The organism is Methylocystis rosea, assembly GCF_003855495.1.
Classification (GTDB): Bacteria; Pseudomonadota; Alphaproteobacteria; order Rhizobiales; family Beijerinckiaceae; genus Methylocystis; species Methylocystis rosea_A.
The window spans coordinates 1,178,661-1,195,508 of the sequence record NZ_CP034086.1 but is presented as its reverse complement, the minus strand read 5'-3'; the positions used below and the strand labels follow the sequence as shown (position 1 = coordinate 1,195,508).

Genomic DNA, 16,848 nt, shown 5'->3' with positions numbered 1-16,848 from the left:
CCATGGAATTACTGAAATGACAACTGTCGATTATGACTACGACGCGCGGCGCCTGCGCATGGAGACGCTCCTCATGCTACGCTGGGTGGCCATCACCGGTCAGGCGGCGGCATGTATCGGCGTCTATTTCATTCTCGGATTCGATTTTCCCGTCGGCCTCTGCTTCGTCTTCATCACGGCGTCGGCGACGCTCAACATTGGCATGCGCTTTGGCACGCCGCGCAGTTTCCGCCTCGGCGACGTCGAGGCCGCCGTCCTGCTGGGATACGACATCATCCAGCTGGGATTTCTGCTCTATCTCACCGGCGGGCTGACGAATAGCTTCGCGATGTTGTTTTTGACGCCGGTGATCATCTCGGCGGTGTCGCTGCCGAGCAACCTGACGCTGCTGCTCGGCATCGTCATGATCGCGGTCGCGACGGTGCTCGCGGTCGAATATTATCCTTTGCCTTGGTATGCCGACGAAAAGTTGACGTTCCCCCTCCTCTACCGCACCGGCGTTTGGGCGGCGCTCGCGCTTAGCGCCGCCTTCATCGGCATCTACGCCGCGCGCGTGTCGGACGAGGCGCGGCTCCTGGCCGACGCGCTCGCGGCGACGGAATTGGTGCTCGAGCGCGAGCAGCACCTCTCGCAACTCGACGGCCTCGCCGCCGCCGCCGCGCATGAACTTGGCACCCCGCTCGCCACCATTACGCTGATCATCAAAGAATTGCAGAATGCCCTGCCGGAGAATGCGCCGGCACTGCGCGACGACCTCGCGCTCCTGGCGCAGGAGACCGCGCGCTGCAGAGAGATCCTGGGCAAGCTGGCCTCGCTTGGCGCGACAGACCAGAGCAGCGTGATGAATCTGCTGTCGATCGACACGCTGATCCAGGAAGTGGTTGAGCCGCAGCGTGAGTTCGGCGTCGAGGTCGAAATTTCCAAAAACGGACCCTCCGACCCGCCGGTGCTGGCGCGTAATCCAGCGATTCTTTACGGACTGGGCAACCTTGTCGAAAACGCGATGGACTTCGCCAGTTCACGCGTGAAGATCGACGCTTGGTGGAGTTCAAGCTACGTGACGATCGCCATTCAGGACGACGGGCCCGGCTACTCTCCAGACATTCTTGATCGTCTCGGGGACCCGTATCTGCGGGGACGGCCGCTCGAACGGCGCACGAAAAACGATGCCGAGTCAGGGCTTGGTCTCGGCCTCTTCATCGCCAAGACTCTGTTGGAGCGCTCGGGCGCTACAGTCGAAACAATGAATGTTTCTCCGCCACGCACTGGCGCAATCGCCAAAGTCACGTGGCCGCGCGCCGCGCTGGAGCCTGCCGCGGCCAGGCCAAGGCTTCCCCAACAGGACAAATAGAATCGACGCGACGCCGGCGATAAGCTAGATTTGACAAAAATCAGGGTTGGAAACGCGCAATGTCGACCGAAGAATTGAAGGCCGATCGAGAAGGCGTCTCGGAACCTGAGCAAGTTCCAGCGCCGCCAGAGGATCGTTCACTGTTGATCCTGGATGACGACAAGCCGTTTCTTGGCAGACTGACGCGTGCGATGGAGGCGCGGGGCTTCCTGGTGACGCCCTGCGAAACGGTCGCCGAGGGCCTTGCCGCCCTTGAGACGAACCCGCCGGCGTTCGCCATCATCGACATGCGGCTTGACGACGGCAATGGCCTCGACGTCATCTCAAAGCTGAAGACGTCACGTCCCGACGCGCGCGGAATCATTCTGACCGGCTATGGCAACATCGCGACCGCGGTCACCGCTGTTAAGCTCGGCGCCTTCGACTATCTGGCGAAGCCCGCCGACGCCGACGAAATCTATCACGCGCTGATGGCGACGCAGGTCGACAAACCCGACGCTCAAGAAAATCCCATGTCCGCCGACCGCGTGCGCTGGGAGCATATCCAGAGGGTTTTCGAGTCTTGCGACCGCAATGTCTCGGAGACGGCGAGGCGGCTCAACATGCACCGCCGGACCCTGCAACGCATACTCGCCAAGCGTGCGCCCCGCTGACGGCTTTAGTTCGCCTGTTCGTCGCCGAAGGCCAGCAGGCAGTAACGGTCCGCCGCCATCGCCGCGAAACGTAACAGCATCGAACGTCGACGGGCCGGCGCGAGGGGGAACGCCGGCGCCTCGCGCGTCAGCAGGGCCCCGTGCGCGTCCGCGACGATCAAGCCCGCATCATTTGGAAAAATCGCCGGATCGAGCGATGCGGGGATCGCGAAATAGAACCGATCGCAAAAACCGCGATACTGCGGCCATTTAAGATCAGCGCGAAAATCGGCGTAGCTCGACTTGACCTCGACGATGCGCAGGACGCCGTCGGAAGCGAGCGCGATGAGATCGGCGCGTCGGCCGTTCGGCAGGGGCGCTTCGCAAACGACCGAAAATCCGCAGGCCCTCAGGTAGCGGCGGGCGCCGCGGGCGACGCATTTGGTCGCGTCGGCGCGGCTTTCGAGCGCCGTCGCGCCTTCTACGAGGATCGCGGTCATAGTGTCTCCGCTGGGCTGTCGCCCGCTCCACCCAGCATGGCGCGTCGCCAAAGCGCGCGCAACCATGATAGGTTCGCCCCATTGATCCGCTACACGGCTAGTCGCATGAAACGGCTTCTTCTCGCATGCCTCCTCACGCTCGTCGCAGCAACATCGCCCGTCCTGGGCGCAGAGCGCGTCGTCAACATTTTCAACTGGAGCGATTACATTGATCCAAGCGTGCTCGAGGACTTCACCCGAGAGACCGGAATCAAAGTCATTTACGACACCTATGACTCGAACGAGATGCTCGAGGCGCGGCTTCTTGCCGGCGACACCGGCTACGATGTGGTCGTGCCGTCGGCGACATTCCTCCAGCGGCAGATCGCGGCGGGCGTGCTGCAGCCGATCGACAGAAGCAAGCTTGTCAACGCGCGCAATGTCTGGCCCGAGATCGACTCCAGACTTTCGCGTTTCGATCCGGGCAACCGCTACGCCATCAACTACATGTGGTACACGACGGGCGTCGCTTACGATGTCGCGAAGGTCCAGGAGCGGCTTGGCAAGCCGATAACGAGCTGGGATCAGGTCCTGCGGCCGGAAAATTTAAAGAAGCTCGCCGACTGCGGCGTCTACATGCTCGACAGTCCGGAGGACATGTTCGCGATCGCGCTCAACTACCTGAAGCTCGATCCCAATTCGAAAAATCCGAAGGATCTTTCGCGCGCCGCCAGCCTCTTAGGGAGTCTGCGCCGCTATGTGAAAAAATTTCATTCCTCTGAATATATCAATGCGCTGGCGAACGGCGACATTTGCGTCGCCATCGGTTGGTCGGGCGACAGCCTGCAAGCGCGCAATCGCGCCCGCGAAGCCGGCACCGACGTCGATATCGCTTACACGATACCGACCGAGGGTTCGCTCCTGTCGCTGGACAATCTCGCGATTCCAAAGGATGCGCGCCATCTCGACGAAGCCTATATCTTTATTGACTATCTGCTTCGACCCGACATCGCCGCGCGCAATTCGATCGCCACCAATTTCGCCAATGGCGTCGCGCCGTCGCGACCGCTGATCGACAAGGCGGTCGCCAATGATCCGTCGGTCTATCCAAACGACCTCACGATGCGACGCCTGTTTACGGTCACGGCGCCCGATCAGACAGTTCAGAAACTGATCACCCGAATGTGGACGACGGTGAAGACCGGCCGATGAAAAGATCTTGCGCTTACTTGCGCCCGACGGATCGCGCCACGCTTTTCGCGTGAACCCAGCCGAGCGCCGCGTCTACTGCTCGCTCAATATGCGCTTCAGAAGTTCGATGACTTCGGCGAGCCCTTTGTCCTTGGCGGCGAGCTCCTCGATTTTCCTCACCGCGTGCAGCACGGTGGTGTGATCGCGGCCGCCGAACCTGCGGCCAATCTCGGGCAGCGAGCGCAGCGTCAGCACTTTCGACAAATACATGGCGATCTGCCGAGGCCGCACCACATTGGCGGTGCGCCGAGACGACAGAATGTCGGAGCGTGAAATATTGTAGTGGCTCGCCACGAGCTTCTGGATGTCGTCGATCTTGACGCGTTTGGGATCCTGTGTGCGCACGAGATCGCGAATGGCCGTTTCCGCGGTCTCGACGGTTAGCGGCGCCCCGGTCAGCGTCGCGTGGGCGAGAAGCCGATTGACGGCGCCCTCAAGATCACGGCCGTTGGTGGCGATCGTGCGCGCGACGTAGGAGATGACTTCCGGCGGCACGTAGAAACTGGATTGCGACTCCTTCGCCGATGCAATGCGCGCGGCGAGGATCTTGATGCGCAAGGACTCGTCCAGCGGGCCGATGTCCACGCAAAGCCCGCCCTTGAATCGCGACAGCACGCGCTCGTCGAGCGTGTCGAGCTCCGACGGCGGCCGGTCGGCGGCGACGACGACCTGTCGGCCGGCGTCAATCAGCGCATTCAGCGTGTGGCAGAATTCCTGCTGGATTGATTTGCCTTGAAGAAACTGAACGTCGTCGATGATCAGCACGTCGATGCCGCGCAGCTTCTCCTTGAACGCCAGCGATGTATGCGTGGTCAGCGAAGAGACAAAGCCGCTCATAAAGCGTTCAGCGGTCAGATAAATCGTATGCCGGCGGTTGTCGTTCGACGCATGTGCAAGCGCTTGCAGGAGATGCGTCTTTCCGAGCCCGACCGCCGCATGGGCGTAGAGCGGATTGAACATCGGAAGATCGCCGGCGCGCGCCTCCGCGACGCGGCAGGCGGCTGCATAGGCGAGCTGGTTCGACGGCCCGACGAGAAACGTCGAGAAGGATAGCCGTCGATCGAGCGGCGAGCCGACGAATGCGTCGGCGTCGTGACGCAAGGTCATCGGGCGAGCGGCGCGGCGCGCATTGCCTTCATTGGCCGCCTCGAGAGCCGGCGCGAATGTCGCGACGGCGCGCGCGGCGCAGTGCGGCGCGTTGGACTCGACCTGATCTGCGCCGTCTTCACGCGAGCGCGTCTTGCGCATAGGCGAACGCACGTCGATGAGGACTCGCTCTACTTTCGAGAATTCGCTCGCCACGCGCGCCTTGATGCGCGGCGCATAGTGCGACTGCACCCAGCTTTTCAAAAATTTGGTGGGCACCGTCAGATGCACTGCGCCGCCGTCGATGCGCTCGAGTTCCAATCGCGTGAACCAGGAATTGTAAACAGCGTCGCCGAGGTCGCTCCTCAGTCTGTGTCGGACTCGGTCCCATTTCGAGCGATCTTCAGCGGTTACTCCGTCGTCTGCCAATTGTTCTCTATGATCGGACATATCAGACCTTTTTTCCGAAACGAGCGCCAGCAAGGGAGCCCCCGGCGAATCTCGCCGCTGGCGCTGATCGAAAGGAACCTAGTTGGATCGAGTAATTGTCGCCGCAACCGGCGCTAAATCAACACTCTTGAAGGCGGCCCAATCGCGAGCCGCGCGCATCTGCCGACGTTGGCCTCCTGCGTGAAACAGACGCTGCACGGCGCCGCGAACGACCGCACACTGATGCGAACGTTGACGCTGCGCGCTCCCTGGACTGTCTCGGCCAACCGCCCCTTCGCCATGGCAAAGCCCTCCCTCGTCCGGGATCAGCGAGAATCCCGGATTGATGCGCGTCGCAGGAAACGGAATTTACTCTACGCCCTTGCGAACTATCACTTGAGTTTTCACGCCGAACGGCTGGAAGGCGGCAATGCGTCTCGCTCTGTGGGCCCATCCGCGCCGGGGAACGCAGGTCGTTCCCCTCACTATTGCGCGCCCATGAAAAACCGACGCCGACCGCCTTTCGTTCGACCCTTCGAAGCTACACGTCAGCGCCATCACGCGCAACGACGCTCGTGATTAAATCCGTCACAATGATTGGAGTTCTCTAGCGGAGCGCCGCGATCTTTTGTCATCTTTGGCCATAAGCCGATGATTCGCCGCCTATAAAATTCCACAGGCGACAGGCGCGTTGGAGTCGCTCGCCGCACGCCAACGCCGCGCGAAACAAACGCGAAAATCGTGTCAAGTGCCTAGCTTTTTCCCGTTCGTGACAGCTTCATTGCAAGAGATTGAATCGGGAGAATTTTGAATGATCACGCATTATTGCTGCGAAAAAAAATCACGACCGTGTCATCTGGCTTATTGCGACGAATTGCCGTCGCCGTCCTGCGCAATAAAAAAGCCCGGCTCTCGCCGGGCTCCTAGAATGTTGCGTTCACGCTATGCGCAGCGAGGCCTCTACGCCTGTGCGGCCAGCGCCTTCACGCGCGCGGTCAGTCGCGAAACCTTTCGCGAGGCCGTATTCTTGTGAATGACGCCGCGCTGCGCAGCGCGCATTACGATCGGCACGGCATTTTGCAGCGCGTCCGCCGCCACCGAGGCGTCGCCCGAGGCGATCGCCTCCTCGACCTTGCGCACAAAAGTGCGCATGCGGCTGCGACGCGCACGATTGACCGAAGTGCGGCGGGCGATCTGGCGAACGGCTTTCTTGGCCGAACTCGTATTGGCCATGCTTTGCGTGTCCTCGAAAGTGACGGCGATGCGCCGCCTAAAAACCAAGCGGCCGCGAAATCGCGGCCAAGTGGCGTGGTTTATAAGCGCGGCGGCCGCCGTTCGTCAATGGCAGCGCCCTATCGATTAACGAAGGCCGGCTTCCGCTTCTCCACGAAGGCGTTCATGCCTTCCTTTTGATCGCCCGTGGCGAAAAGTGAATAGAAAAGCCCTCGCTCGTGCCGGATTCCCTCCGCGAGCGTCGATTCAAAAGCGCGATTGACCGCCTCCTTGGCCATGATCACCGCGGGAAGCGACATAGACGCGATCGTCGCCGCCGTCTTGGTCGCCTCGGCGAGAAGATCGGCGGCCGGGACAATCCGCGCGACGAGGCCGGCGCGCTCGGCCTCCTCGGCGCCCATCATCCGACCCGTCAGTATGAGATCCATCGCCTTGGCCTTGCCGACGGCGCGGGTCAGCCGCTGCGTGCCGCCGGCGCCGGGAATCACGCCAAGCTTGATTTCCGGCTGGCCGAAGACCGCCGTGTCCGCCGCGAGAATGAAGTCGCACATCATCGCGATTTCGCAGCCGCCGCCCAGCGCGAACCCAGAGACGGCGGCGATGATGGGCTTGCGGGCCCGCGCCACGACGTCCCACCGGCCGATGAAATCGTCGAGAAAGGCGTCGACGAAGCCCTTGTCGCGCATCTCCTTGATGTCCGCGCCAGCGGCGAAGGCCTTCTCGGAGCCAGTGAGGACGACGCAGCCGACGCCGTCGTCCGATTCAAACGCTGCGAGCGCGTCGTCGAGCTCGGCGATGAGCTGTGCGTTCAACGCGTTGAGCGCTTCAGGCCGGTTGAGACGGATCAGTCCGACTCGGCCCTGCGTCTCGACTGCAATCGTGTCATAAGTCATGCGGCCTCCTCGCCCATCCGGCAACTCTGCCGGCTTGCGCTTCATATCTCAAAAGCGCCGCTCGCGTCCGGCCTTTCTCCAAAACCGAGCGCGACCGCGCGGGCGTGCAGATCGTCGAGCGTCACGTTGTCCAATTGCTGGAGCGCGCTTTCTTCGGCTTCGGCGATGATCGGCTCCAGCACCGCCGAGAGCAGCGGCGGCGCCACGTCCGGCGCCTCTTCCTCTTCAGCACGCAAGGCGACGCGAACGATCTCGCCGACCGAAAGACGACGCCTCTCGCGCGCCAGCGCATAGCCGCCTGCCGGCCCTCTTACGCTTTTGAGAATCCCCGCTCTCACCAAAGCCTGCAAGACCGTCTCCAATCGTCGCGGAGGGAGATCGTGACGCGCCGCGAGCTGTTTTGACGACACCGGCCGGCCCCGTGCATGAAGCGCCACGTCGAGCGTCGCCATGAGCGCGAAGCGGGCGGTGCGCGGCAGAAGCTTCATCACGCGTCTTCTCCGCTCACGCCCGTCGACCCGAAGCCGCCGGCGCCGCGCGTCGTTGCGTCCAGATCATCGACCTCCTCAAGCGTCACATGCGTCACGGGCGCGATCACGAGTTGCGCGATGCGCATGCCGCGAACGATCTCGAAGGGCTGCCCCCCGAGATTGATCAGCAGCGTCTTGATCTCGCCGCGATAGTCGCTGTCGATGGTGCCCGGCGCGTTGAGCACGGTGACTCCGTGCTCCGCGGCGAGGCCCGAGCGCGGGCGAACCTGTCCCTCATAGCCCTGAGGCAACGCGATCGAGAGCCCTGTGGGGATGAGATCGCGCGCGCCGGGCTCCAGCACCAGCTTTTGCCCCGGCGCCAGGGCGGCGTGGAGATCAAGCCCCGCCGCGCCTTCGCTGGCGTAAGCCGGGGATGGCAGCCCTTCGGCGTTCGGCAGTCGGCGGATCGCGACTTTCATGACATTTCGCCGCTGATCAACTGCGCAAAGCGCGCCACGAGCCGCTCCGCGACGTCTTCCTTGCGAAGAAGCGGCCAATCTTCGACGCCCGCTCGCGAGACGAGATGGGCCTGGTTCATGGCGCCGCCAAATACGCCGGTTCCCTCGCTGACGTCGTTGGCAACAATGAGATCACATCCTTTTCGGGCGAGCTTTTCCTGCGCGTGGCGGATAAGGTCGCGCGTTTCCGCCGCAAAGCCGACGACCAAGCGCGGGCGGTTCGGTCCGCGTGAGACGCTCGCAAGAATGTCGGGATTTTCGACAAGCGACAGACTCGGCGCGCCGCGCGCGTCTTTCTTGATCTTGTCGACCGCCGGCTCCGCGCGCCAATCGGCGACAGCCGCTGCGGCGATGAATATATTTGCCGGAAGCGCGGCCTCCACGGCGGCCAGCATGTCTCGCGCGCTCTCTATATGTATGGTCTCGCAGCCGGGGGGGTCCGGGAGGGCGACCGGCCCTGTGATCAACGTCACGCGCGCCCCTGCGCGCGCCGCCGCCGCCGCGATGGCGTGCCCCTGCCGTCCTGACGAGCGATTGGCGATGTAGCGAACCGGATCGATCGGCTCATGGGTGGGCCCGGAGGTCACGACGACATGCAGCCCTTCGAGCGCGCCGCCGCGCATCGATAGGCCTTCGGGCGCGGGCAGCCTTGTATCCTGCTTCAGCGCCGACTCGATCGCTTGGACGATCTCCAGCGGCTCGCTCATGCGCCCTGGCCCATATTCGCCACAGGCCATGTCGCCGACATTTGGCCCGACAAACCAGGCGCCGTCGCCATGCAGCGTCGAGACGTTGCGCTGCGTCGCAGGGTGAAGCCACATACGCACATTCATCGCCGGCGCATAAAGGACGCGCGTGTCGGTTGCGAGCAGCAGAGTGGTCGCTAGATCGTCGCAGAGACCGCGGGCCGCGCGCGCGAGAATATGCGCCGTCGCGGGAGCGACGACGAGAAGGTCGGCGTCGCGCGATAGCTGGATATGGCCCATCTCTTGCTCGTCGGTTGCGGAGAAGAGATCGTCGTAGACTTTTTCGTTCGCCAGGCTGACGAAGGCGAGCGGCGTCACGAACTCCTTGGCCGCCGCCGTCATGACGACGCGCACCCGCGCGCCGCGCTCGCGCAGCCGCCGCACGAGATCCAGCGATTTATACGCGGCGATCCCCCCGCCGACGATCAGCAAGACGCGCTTAGCCTCAAGGCTCCGCGCACAACCCACGCCCGCCACTGAATAAACTCCGATCGCCGCAGGCGGAGAATACAGATTTTATGCGTAAGGCCAAACGACTTCGCTCATCCGATCGGGAGAGCTTTTCCGCTCGCGGGACGCTTGCGCCTACATTCGCCGCTCTGCGATAAGGTCGCGCACGACGCTTTCGGGCAAGGCCCGTCCGACAAGAACGGACTCCCCCGGTTAAAACGCGCTGCGCTGGCCTCAAGATTACCGAAACACGCTAGGCTTCCGCGATGCGACGCCGCGTCGCGCATGCCCAACCGTCGGCCTCCACGGCGAATGACATTCGATTAGACCTTTCGCAGCGCGATGCTAGTGTGCGCCGGCGCCGCATATGTCGAGTCGAAAGGAAAAGGTGTGCGCAATGCCGCTTAACCTTGCCCCGCGTGTTCTTGTCCCCCGTGTTCTTGCCCCGGGTGTTCTTGCGCTCGCTCTGGTCGTGAGCGCCTTCGTCACGGAGTGCGCGGCGCGGTCGTCGCCGCCGTCGGCTCAGCCCGTCATCGTCAGCCCCGACGCCACGACATCTGCTCCGGCGGAGAAACTCGCCCTTCGCGGGCGCACGCTGATTCCGCTGCATTCGACGCTCATCGGGCAAGGCGGCGTGACGCGACTGAACTTCTCCGGCGCACTGTCAATACACAACGCCTCGGCGACGAATATTCTCGCGATCGAAAAGATCGAATACCGCAACGGCTCGGGTCAGTTGATCGAAAGCTACCTGAATGAACCCATCTATCTGAAGCCATACGCCTCATTGCAGGTCTTGATTGCGCAAGACGACGTTCGCGGCGGCACGGGCGCCAGTTTCACGGTCGATTGGTCAACCGCCGTAGGGTCGGACGAGCCCTTGATCGAGGCCATTATGACGTCCTTCACCGGACCCCACAGCTACGCCATCCTCTCGCCGGGACGCCGCGTTTCCCCCGCGCAATGATCGCTCGCGCGAAGGCGCCGCGTCGCTTCGACGCGACGGCGTCATGATGACCCTTTCGACCAAGAGCGCGCCGCGCGTGCGCCGCCTGACGCTCAGCGACTTCCGCTCCTATGCGGCGCTCGATTGCCGGTTCGAGTCGACGATGATTGCGCTCTTTGGGGAGAATGGCGCGGGCAAGACCAATCTGCTCGAAGCGCTGTCGCTGTTCTCGCCCGGCCGCGGCCTGCGCCGCGCGGAACTCGCCGAATGCGCGAGGCGTGGCGGCGCCGGCGGTTTCGCCGTCTCGATCGAAGTCGAAGCCGACGGCGTGGCGACGCAGCTCGGCCATGGTCTGACGCCGTCAGGCGAGCGGCTTTTTCGCGCTGATCGCATGCCTGTGAGTTCTGCGCGGGCCTTCGCCGATCATGTGCGGGTGCTCTGGCTCACGCCGGCGATGGATGGACTTTTTTCCGGCGCGGCCGGCGAACGACGGCGCTTTCTGGATCGGCTGGCGCTCGGCGTCGACGCCGAGCACGGCGCGCGCGCCAACAGGCTGGAGCGGGCGCTGCGTAACCGAAACCGGCTTCTCGAAGAAGGCGTCGCCGACCGGCGCTGGCTCGACGCCGCTGAGCAGGAGATCGCCGCGCTCGGCGTCGCCGTGGCCGCCGCGCGACGCGAGACCGTTTCGCGGCTCGTCGCGCTGATCGCCGCGGGCCGCGACGACGCCTCGCCCTTCCCTTGGGCGGACGTGACGATCGAGGGCGAGCTGGAGCGGCGGCTGGCGCTCGAGCCAGCGCTCGCGGTGGAGGAATGGTACCGAGGCGAACTCGCCGCGTCGCGCCGCCGTGACGCCGCCGCTGGACGAACGTTAATCGGTCCACAGGCGAGTGATCTCGCCGTGCGCCACGGTCCAAAGAATGAGGCGGCTCGGGCCTGTTCAACCGGCGAGCAGAAAGCCCTGCTGACGGGGCTGACTCTGGCGCATGCGAAGCTGATCGGCGCCATGACCGGACATGCGCCGATTCTTCTTCTCGACGAGATCGCCGCGCATTTTGACGTGAAGCGCCGTGAGGCTCTCTACGCGGAACTGCAGGCGCTTGGCGGCCAGGTCTGGATGACTGGCGCCGACCCCGCCTTATTTGCGCCCTTGCGCATGTCCGCCGAGACTCTGCTTGTCACGCCCGGCTGCGCCACCCATGTCTGAGGGCGCGCCGCGTAGGCGCTCGGCATGCTGCAACCTGAGATTTATAGATGATAAATATGCTCGTATGACGCGAAAATGAACGAATGAAGAGGGGATTTCGCGAGATTTCGCGTCGCAATTGAAAAAAATTGGAGTAAGCCTCATGGCGTGTAGAACGTGACAGCGGCGGTCTCCTGTTTCCGCAACGGACAACTATTTCGGGCAGAATGACTACCTTACTGGCGATATTTGGATTGGCCCTCTTTTTGGTCTGGCTGGCTGTCGGCGCTCTTGTCGGATTCACGGCCTGGTTTATAGGCGCCACATTTCTGATCATCGCCCTGCTCTTCGCCTTACGCGTTGACGTGGTGACGCGCGGCATTCTCCGCCGCCGCGCGAAGGTCCAAGACCGCGATCCTCCGAACGTATCCGGGGACTAGCGCGTACGTATCAAGGAGTGAGCACGACTTTCACGCAGCCGTCCTTCCGGTCGCGAAAAGTCTTGTAGAGCTCAGGCCCGTCCTCGAGCGATCCTCGGTGCGTGACGACGAAGGATGGATCGATATCCCCGGACTCGATACGTTCAAGCAACCTCGGCAAATAGCGCTGAACGGGAGTCTGCGCCATGCGGAAGGTGAGGCCGCGATTCATCGCCGATCCCAGCGGCACTTTGTCGAGAAATCCCGCGTAAACGCCGACGATCGACACCGTTCCGAAATTGCGGCAGCAATGAATCGCCTGGCGCAGCACATGCGGCTGATCGGTCCCAAGAAACGTCGCGACCTTGGCGCGGTCGATCATCGAGTCGATGCTGGCGGTCGGGTCGGGTTCGGTTCCGACCGCGTCAATGCAGGCGTCGGCGCCTCGGCCCTTTGTCAGGCTTTGGATCGCCTCGTAAACATCAACCTTGCTATAGTCGATCGTCTCCGCCCCGGCCGCTTTGGCGAGGCTGAGCCGCTCAGGCACCTTGTCGATCGCGATGACGCGATCGGCGCCAAGCAGGAACGCGCTGCGGATGGCAAATTGCCCGACCGGGCCGCACCCCCAGATCGCGATGACGTCGCCGGGCTGAATGTTGCAGAATTCGGCCGCCATATAGCCCGTCGGGAAAATGTCGGACAAAAACAGCAGCTGATCGTCGCGAAGCTGAGAGGGGACCTTGATGGGCCCGACGTCTGCGTGCGGCACGCGCAGATATTCCGCCTGGCCGCCAGCGTAACCGCCCAGGAGATGCGAATAGCCGAACAGACCGGCCGGAGAGTGTCCCCAGAGCTTTTCAGCCTTGGCGCGGTCACGGTTGGTGCGCTCGCAGGCGGAGAAATACCCGCGCTGGCAGAAGAAACATTCCCCGCAGGAAATGGTGAAGGGCACCACGACTCGGTCGCCGACCTTCAGTTTCTTCGTTTCCGAGCCGACTTCGACGACCTCGCCCATGGTTTCGTGCCCGAGCACGTCTCCAGTATGCATTTCAGGAACGACGCCATCGAAAATGTGCACATCGGAGCCACAGATCGCGCAGGCGGTGACCTTGATGATAGCGTCGCGCGGGTCTTCGATTTTGGGGTCGGGAACGCTCTCGCAGCGAATGTCGCTTTTGCCGTGGAAGGTAAGCGCTTTCATGGAAAGTGACTTTCTCTTGGCGGCCCGCGAGCTTAGCCAGCCCGAAACGCGAGCGCGTCGCCCCGCCTGTGAACTAGCGGCCGCAGCAAATGGTTCCAGCCCGCACTAAGGGTCAGCGAGCGCCCGGCATAGGTGGCGCGTTCCCTGGCAAAAGCGCCCAATCGTCAACTATTTCCGTGCATTGACGTCGCCATTTGCGGTAAGATCGCCTGTTCGAATCATGAGCCCTCAACAGCACGGAAACTCCCAAAAAATATGAGCGATAGCGACAATCTGAACGGCGACCCGGCGGAATATGGCGCAGGGTCCATCAGGGTGCTGCGTGGCCTCGACGCCGTGCGCAAGCGTCCGGGCATGTATATCGGCGACACGGACGATGGCACCGGCCTCCACCACATGGTTTACGAGGTGGTCGACAACGCTATCGACGAGGCGCTCGCCGGCCATGCCACCCATGTCGACGTGACGCTCAACGCAGACGGCTCCTGCACGGTCTTCGATAATGGCCGCGGCATTCCGACCGACATCCATCACGAGGAAGGCGTTTCAGCGGCCGAAGTGATCATGACGCAGCTGCACGCCGGCGGAAAGTTCGACCAGAACTCCTACAAGGTATCTGGCGGTCTGCACGGCGTCGGCGTCTCCGTGGTCAACGCCCTCTCCGTGTGGCTGAAGCTGCGCGTCTGGCGCGACGGCAAAGAACACGCAATAGAATTCGCCAACGGCGACGCGGTTGCGCCGCTCATCGTCGTGGGGGACGCGCCGGTCGTCGACCGCGCGCCCAAGCGCGGCACCGAAGTGACGTTTCTACCGTCGTCCGCGACCTTCACGATGACCGAGTTCGACCTTGCGACGATCGAGCATCGGCTTCGCGAACTTGCCTTTCTCAATTCCGGCGTGCGCATCGTTTTGACCGACGCGCGACACGCCGAGGTCAAGCGGGAAGAGCTTTATTACGAGGGCGGGCTTGAAGCTTTCGTGCGCTATCTCGACCGCGCGAAGACGCCGCTTGTCTCGGCGCCGATCCTCATTCACGGCCAGCGCGACCAAATCAACGTCGAAGTCGCGCTGTGGTGGAACGACAGCTATCACGAAAATGTGCTGGCCTTCACCAACAACATTCCCCAGCGTGACGGCGGCGCGCATCTCGCTGGATTTCGCGGCGGGCTGACGCGCCAGATCACCGGCTACGCCGAATCCTCCGGCGTCGCCAAGCGCGAGAAAGTCGATCTCACCGGCGATGACTGCCGCGAGGGACTGACTTGCGTTCTGTCGGTGAAAGTGCCGGACCCGAAATTCTCCTCGCAGACGAAGGACAAGCTCGTCTCCTCGGAAGTGCGCCCGGCCGTCGAGAATATCGTCAACGAATTGCTCGGCCAATGGCTGGAGGAGCATCCGGCCGAAGCCAAGATCGTCGTTTCCAAAGTGTGCGAAGCGGCCGCCGCGCGCGAAGCGGCGCGCAAGGCGCGCGAGCTGACGCGCCGCAAGGGAGCGCTCGACGTCGCCAATCTTCCAGGCAAGCTTGCCGATTGCCAGGAGCGCGATCCGGCCAAGGCCGAACTGTTCATCGTCGAAGGCGACTCCGCCGGCGGCACGGCCAAGCAGGGCCGCAATCGGGAATTTCAGGCGGTGCTGCCGCTGCGCGGCAAGATCCTCAATGTCGAGCGCGCGCGTTTCGACAAGATGCTGTCATCCGAACAGATCGGCACGCTGATCACCGCGCTGGGTACGGGCATCGGCCGCGACGAGTTCAACGTCGACAAGCTGCGCTATCACAAGGTCATCATCATGACGGACGCCGACGTCGACGGCGCCCATATCCGCACTCTGATCCTGACCTTCTTCTATCGGCAGATGCCGGAGCTGATCGAGCGCGGGCATATTTTCATCGCCCAGGCGCCGCTCTACAAAGTGATGCGCGGCAAGTCGACGCAATATCTGAAAGACGAACGCGCGCTTGAAGATTATCTGATCGAGAGTCTGCTCGACGGCGCGGTGCTGCGCACCGGCTCGGAAGATCGCGCCGGCGCCGACCTGCGTCAAACGCTCGAAGATACGCGCGCGTTCCGCAATGTGATGCTGAGCCTGCATTCGCGCTATGACCGCGCCGTCATCGAACAGGCGGCGATGGCCGGCGATCTGACGCCGCTGACGGATGCAGCGGAGGCGAAGCGCTACGCCGACGACATCTCGCGACGCCTCGATGCGATTTCGGAGGAAACCGAACGCGGCTGGACGGGCGAGGTGCGTGAGGCCGGCCAAAGTCTCGAATATGTCTTCAAGCGCACGCTGCGCGGCGTGACGCATGCGGTGACGCTCGACGCATCGCTCTTGAATTCAAGCGAGGCGCGCAAGCTCCATGAGCGCGCCGAGAGCCTGCGCGAAATCTTCGCCGCGCCGGCGACTCTGATCCGGCGCGGCGACGAAGCGCCGCTCTCCGGTCCGCTCGCGCTTTACGACGCGATGAACTCGATCGGCCGCAAGGGCCTGACGATCCAGCGCTACAAGGGTCTCGGCGAGATGAACGCCGAACAGCTCTGGGAGACGACTCTCGACCGCGACGCGCGTTCGCTCCTGCAGGTGAAGGTGAAGGAAGCCGTGGAGGCGGACGACATTTTCGTCAAGCTGATGGGCGACGTCGTGGAGCCGAGACGCGAATTCATTCAAGAGAATGCGCTGAACGTCGCCAATTTGGATGTGTAAGGAAATGCGAAGCGTTGACGACGCACCCTGATATGCCTTTCGGTGCCAATTATTCGCCGGGAATCAGTCGCGAAATTCTCACTCCATTTCCGGCTCGTCCAAATCTTGATCTTCGAAAATCGCGCCAAGGTCTCTTCGATTGTGCAAAATGCGGATGATTGTGAACACGTCGTTCCGCACGACATAATAAACGCGAATCTGATCGAATCCTTCAATTCTCCACATGCGTAGGCCGGCGAGCGCAGGATTTGCAAAATGCCTTGGCGAACCTGCAAGTGGAGCGCCAGCGATCTTGTCGACGGCTTGATTCATAGCGACAAGAAAGCGATCTGCGAGATCGGGAGACTCGACTTCGAGAAAATACAAATAGTGCTGGATAATGTCGTCGCGCGCCGACCGCTGAATGAACGCCTTCATGCTTTCTTCTTTTGGATCGCGCGCGCCTTGGCCGAAGCGACGGCATCGTTCCGAAGTCGCGCCCAGAACTCTTTCGACAAAGGGACGCCCTCGCCGCTCGCCAATCCTTCAAGCAACAGCGTCTCAAGCCGCGCGTCGCGTTCCTTTGCCTGCGCCTCGCGCAGCAGGCTGCGAAAATATTCGCTTACGTTTCCATAGCCCTTGTCGGCCAGTTGATCTTCGACGAATTTCTTGAGCGACTCTGGAAGCGAAATCGTCACCGTCGCCATCGCATTCTCCCATCTTTCGGATAAAGTCTTATCTATTAATAATAGATCATAACTAGGCGCGCCGCCAGCGCCGGCCGACTCCCCCACCCCCTCCCTCGGGCGGACCCTGCGACGCGCCCCAACAGGCCCGAATACGGGGTCTAGCGTCGATCGATTTTCCCCCAGCGCGATG

At 62.6% G+C, this 16,848-nt stretch carries 16 protein-coding genes; 6 read left to right on the top strand and 10 right to left on the bottom strand.

What is annotated here, in order from left to right:
* Positions 1–16: 16 nt before the first annotated feature.
* A complete protein-coding gene (locus tag EHO51_RS05710) occupies positions 17–1,351 on the top strand; it encodes an ActS/PrrB/RegB family redox-sensitive histidine kinase (RefSeq protein ID WP_124738084.1) in 1,335 nt (444 codons plus the stop codon).
* A gap of 59 nt (positions 1,352–1,410) precedes the next feature.
* Positions 1,411–2,004: an ActR/PrrA/RegA family redox response regulator transcription factor gene (locus tag EHO51_RS05705; protein ID WP_124738083.1), complete on the top strand. Its 594-nt coding sequence runs from the start codon at positions 1,411–1,413 to the stop codon at positions 2,002–2,004.
* Between the two features lie 5 nt (positions 2,005–2,009).
* Here the strand turns inward: EHO51_RS05705 and EHO51_RS05700 are convergent, their stop codons facing one another.
* Positions 2,010–2,483 carry an MmcB family DNA repair protein gene (locus EHO51_RS05700; RefSeq protein ID WP_018408099.1) on the bottom strand — a complete coding sequence of 158 codons (474 nt, stop codon included), beginning with the start codon at positions 2,481–2,483 and terminating at the stop codon, positions 2,010–2,012.
* A gap of 105 nt (positions 2,484–2,588) precedes the next feature.
* Here EHO51_RS05700 and EHO51_RS05695 point away from each other — a divergent pair, with 105 nt between their 5' ends.
* Positions 2,589–3,674 carry a polyamine ABC transporter substrate-binding protein gene (locus EHO51_RS05695; protein WP_124738082.1) on the top strand — a complete coding sequence of 362 codons (1,086 nt, stop codon included), beginning with the start codon at positions 2,589–2,591 and terminating at the stop codon, positions 3,672–3,674.
* Positions 3,675–3,746: 72 nt separating this feature from the next.
* Here EHO51_RS05695 and dnaA read toward each other — a convergent pair whose 3' ends face one another.
* The 6 genes from dnaA to coaBC all read right to left on the bottom strand — a co-directional run bounded on the left by dnaA (position 3,747) and on the right by coaBC (position 9,520).
* Complete coding sequence (gene dnaA, locus EHO51_RS05690) at positions 3,747–5,249, bottom strand: chromosomal replication initiator protein DnaA (protein ID WP_124738081.1); 1,503 nt, start codon at positions 5,247–5,249, stop codon at positions 3,747–3,749.
* 939 nt (positions 5,250–6,188) lie between these two features.
* Complete coding sequence (rpsT, locus tag EHO51_RS05685) at positions 6,189–6,461, bottom strand: 30S ribosomal protein S20 (RefSeq protein ID WP_026222925.1); 273 nt, start codon at positions 6,459–6,461, stop codon at positions 6,189–6,191.
* Positions 6,462–6,580: 119 nt separating this feature from the next.
* Positions 6,581–7,354, bottom strand: a complete 774-nt coding sequence (locus tag EHO51_RS05680; protein ID WP_124738080.1) for an enoyl-CoA hydratase — start codon at positions 7,352–7,354, stop codon at positions 6,581–6,583.
* Positions 7,355–7,395: 41 nt separating this feature from the next.
* Positions 7,396–7,842 carry an RrF2 family transcriptional regulator gene (locus tag EHO51_RS05675; protein ID WP_124738079.1) on the bottom strand — a complete coding sequence of 149 codons (447 nt, stop codon included), beginning with the start codon at positions 7,840–7,842 and terminating at the stop codon, positions 7,396–7,398.
* A complete protein-coding gene (dut, locus tag EHO51_RS05670) occupies positions 7,842–8,303 on the bottom strand; it encodes a dUTP diphosphatase (protein ID WP_124738078.1) in 462 nt (153 codons plus the stop codon). The genes EHO51_RS05675 and dut overlap by 1 nt, the downstream gene beginning before the upstream one ends.
* Positions 8,300–9,520 (bottom strand): bifunctional phosphopantothenoylcysteine decarboxylase/phosphopantothenate--cysteine ligase CoaBC, encoded by a 1,221-nt coding sequence (gene coaBC, locus EHO51_RS05665; RefSeq protein WP_245434764.1) that lies wholly within the window; start codon positions 9,518–9,520, stop codon positions 8,300–8,302. The genes dut and coaBC overlap by 4 nt, the downstream gene beginning before the upstream one ends.
* Positions 9,521–9,935: 415 nt before the next feature.
* On the opposite strand from coaBC, the gene EHO51_RS05660 reads away from it, so the two are divergent.
* Together EHO51_RS05660 and recF are read left to right on the top strand one after the other, a co-directional pair.
* Complete coding sequence (locus tag EHO51_RS05660) at positions 9,936–10,505, top strand: DUF3124 domain-containing protein (RefSeq protein WP_245434763.1); 570 nt, start codon at positions 9,936–9,938, stop codon at positions 10,503–10,505.
* Between the two features lie 43 nt (positions 10,506–10,548).
* Positions 10,549–11,688: a DNA replication/repair protein RecF gene (recF, locus tag EHO51_RS05655; RefSeq protein ID WP_124738075.1), complete on the top strand. Its 1,140-nt coding sequence runs from the start codon at positions 10,549–10,551 to the stop codon at positions 11,686–11,688.
* A 429-nt stretch (positions 11,689–12,117) separates the two neighbouring features.
* On the opposite strand, the gene EHO51_RS05650 is transcribed toward recF, so the two are convergent.
* Entirely contained in the window at positions 12,118–13,287 is a 1,170-nt protein-coding gene (locus EHO51_RS05650; protein ID WP_124738074.1) for a zinc-dependent alcohol dehydrogenase, read from the bottom strand.
* A 255-nt stretch (positions 13,288–13,542) separates the two neighbouring features.
* Here EHO51_RS05650 and gyrB point away from each other — a divergent pair, with 255 nt between their 5' ends.
* Entirely contained in the window at positions 13,543–15,990 is a 2,448-nt protein-coding gene (gene gyrB, locus EHO51_RS05645) for a DNA topoisomerase (ATP-hydrolyzing) subunit B (protein ID WP_124738073.1), read from the top strand.
* 78 nt (positions 15,991–16,068) lie between these two features.
* Here gyrB and EHO51_RS05640 read toward each other — a convergent pair whose 3' ends face one another.
* Both EHO51_RS05640 and EHO51_RS05635 read right to left on the bottom strand, forming a co-directional pair.
* Complete coding sequence (locus EHO51_RS05640) at positions 16,069–16,407, bottom strand: type II toxin-antitoxin system RelE/ParE family toxin (protein ID WP_124738072.1); 339 nt, start codon at positions 16,405–16,407, stop codon at positions 16,069–16,071.
* Complete coding sequence (locus tag EHO51_RS05635; protein WP_245434762.1) at positions 16,404–16,763, bottom strand: ribbon-helix-helix domain-containing protein; 360 nt, start codon at positions 16,761–16,763, stop codon at positions 16,404–16,406. Before EHO51_RS05635 ends, EHO51_RS05640 begins: the two co-directional genes overlap by 4 nt.
* Between the last annotated feature and the right edge of the window lie 85 nt (positions 16,764–16,848).

What these genes read in the sequence shown, in the direction of transcription:
- EHO51_RS05710 (WP_124738084.1), top strand. Translation starts at nt 17, where the DNA reads ATGACAACTGTCGATTATGACTACGACGCGCGGCGCCTGCGCATGGAG.
- EHO51_RS05705 (WP_124738083.1), top strand. Translation starts at nt 1,411, where the DNA reads ATGTCGACCGAAGAATTGAAGGCCGATCGAGAAGGCGTCTCGGAACCT.
- EHO51_RS05700 (WP_018408099.1), bottom strand. Translation starts at nt 2,483, where the DNA reads ATGACCGCGATCCTCGTAGAAGGCGCGACGGCGCTCGAAAGCCGCGCC.
- EHO51_RS05695 (WP_124738082.1), top strand. Translation starts at nt 2,589, where the DNA reads ATGAAACGGCTTCTTCTCGCATGCCTCCTCACGCTCGTCGCAGCAACA.
- dnaA (WP_124738081.1), bottom strand. Translation starts at nt 5,249, where the DNA reads ATGTCCGATCATAGAGAACAATTGGCAGACGACGGAGTAACCGCTGAA.
- rpsT (WP_026222925.1), bottom strand. Translation starts at nt 6,461, where the DNA reads ATGGCCAATACGAGTTCGGCCAAGAAAGCCGTTCGCCAGATCGCCCGC.
- EHO51_RS05680 (WP_124738080.1), bottom strand. Translation starts at nt 7,354, where the DNA reads ATGACTTATGACACGATTGCAGTCGAGACGCAGGGCCGAGTCGGACTG.
- EHO51_RS05675 (WP_124738079.1), bottom strand. Translation starts at nt 7,842, where the DNA reads ATGAAGCTTCTGCCGCGCACCGCCCGCTTCGCGCTCATGGCGACGCTC.
- dut (WP_124738078.1), bottom strand. Translation starts at nt 8,303, where the DNA reads ATGAAAGTCGCGATCCGCCGACTGCCGAACGCCGAAGGGCTGCCATCC.
- EHO51_RS05660 (WP_245434763.1), top strand. Translation starts at nt 9,936, where the DNA reads ATGCCGCTTAACCTTGCCCCGCGTGTTCTTGTCCCCCGTGTTCTTGCC.
- recF (WP_124738075.1), top strand. Translation starts at nt 10,549, where the DNA reads ATGATGACCCTTTCGACCAAGAGCGCGCCGCGCGTGCGCCGCCTGACG.
- EHO51_RS05650 (WP_124738074.1), bottom strand. Translation starts at nt 13,287, where the DNA reads ATGAAAGCGCTTACCTTCCACGGCAAAAGCGACATTCGCTGCGAGAGC.
- gyrB (WP_124738073.1), top strand. Translation starts at nt 13,543, where the DNA reads ATGAGCGATAGCGACAATCTGAACGGCGACCCGGCGGAATATGGCGCA.
- EHO51_RS05640 (WP_124738072.1), bottom strand. Translation starts at nt 16,407, where the DNA reads ATGAAGGCGTTCATTCAGCGGTCGGCGCGCGACGACATTATCCAGCAC.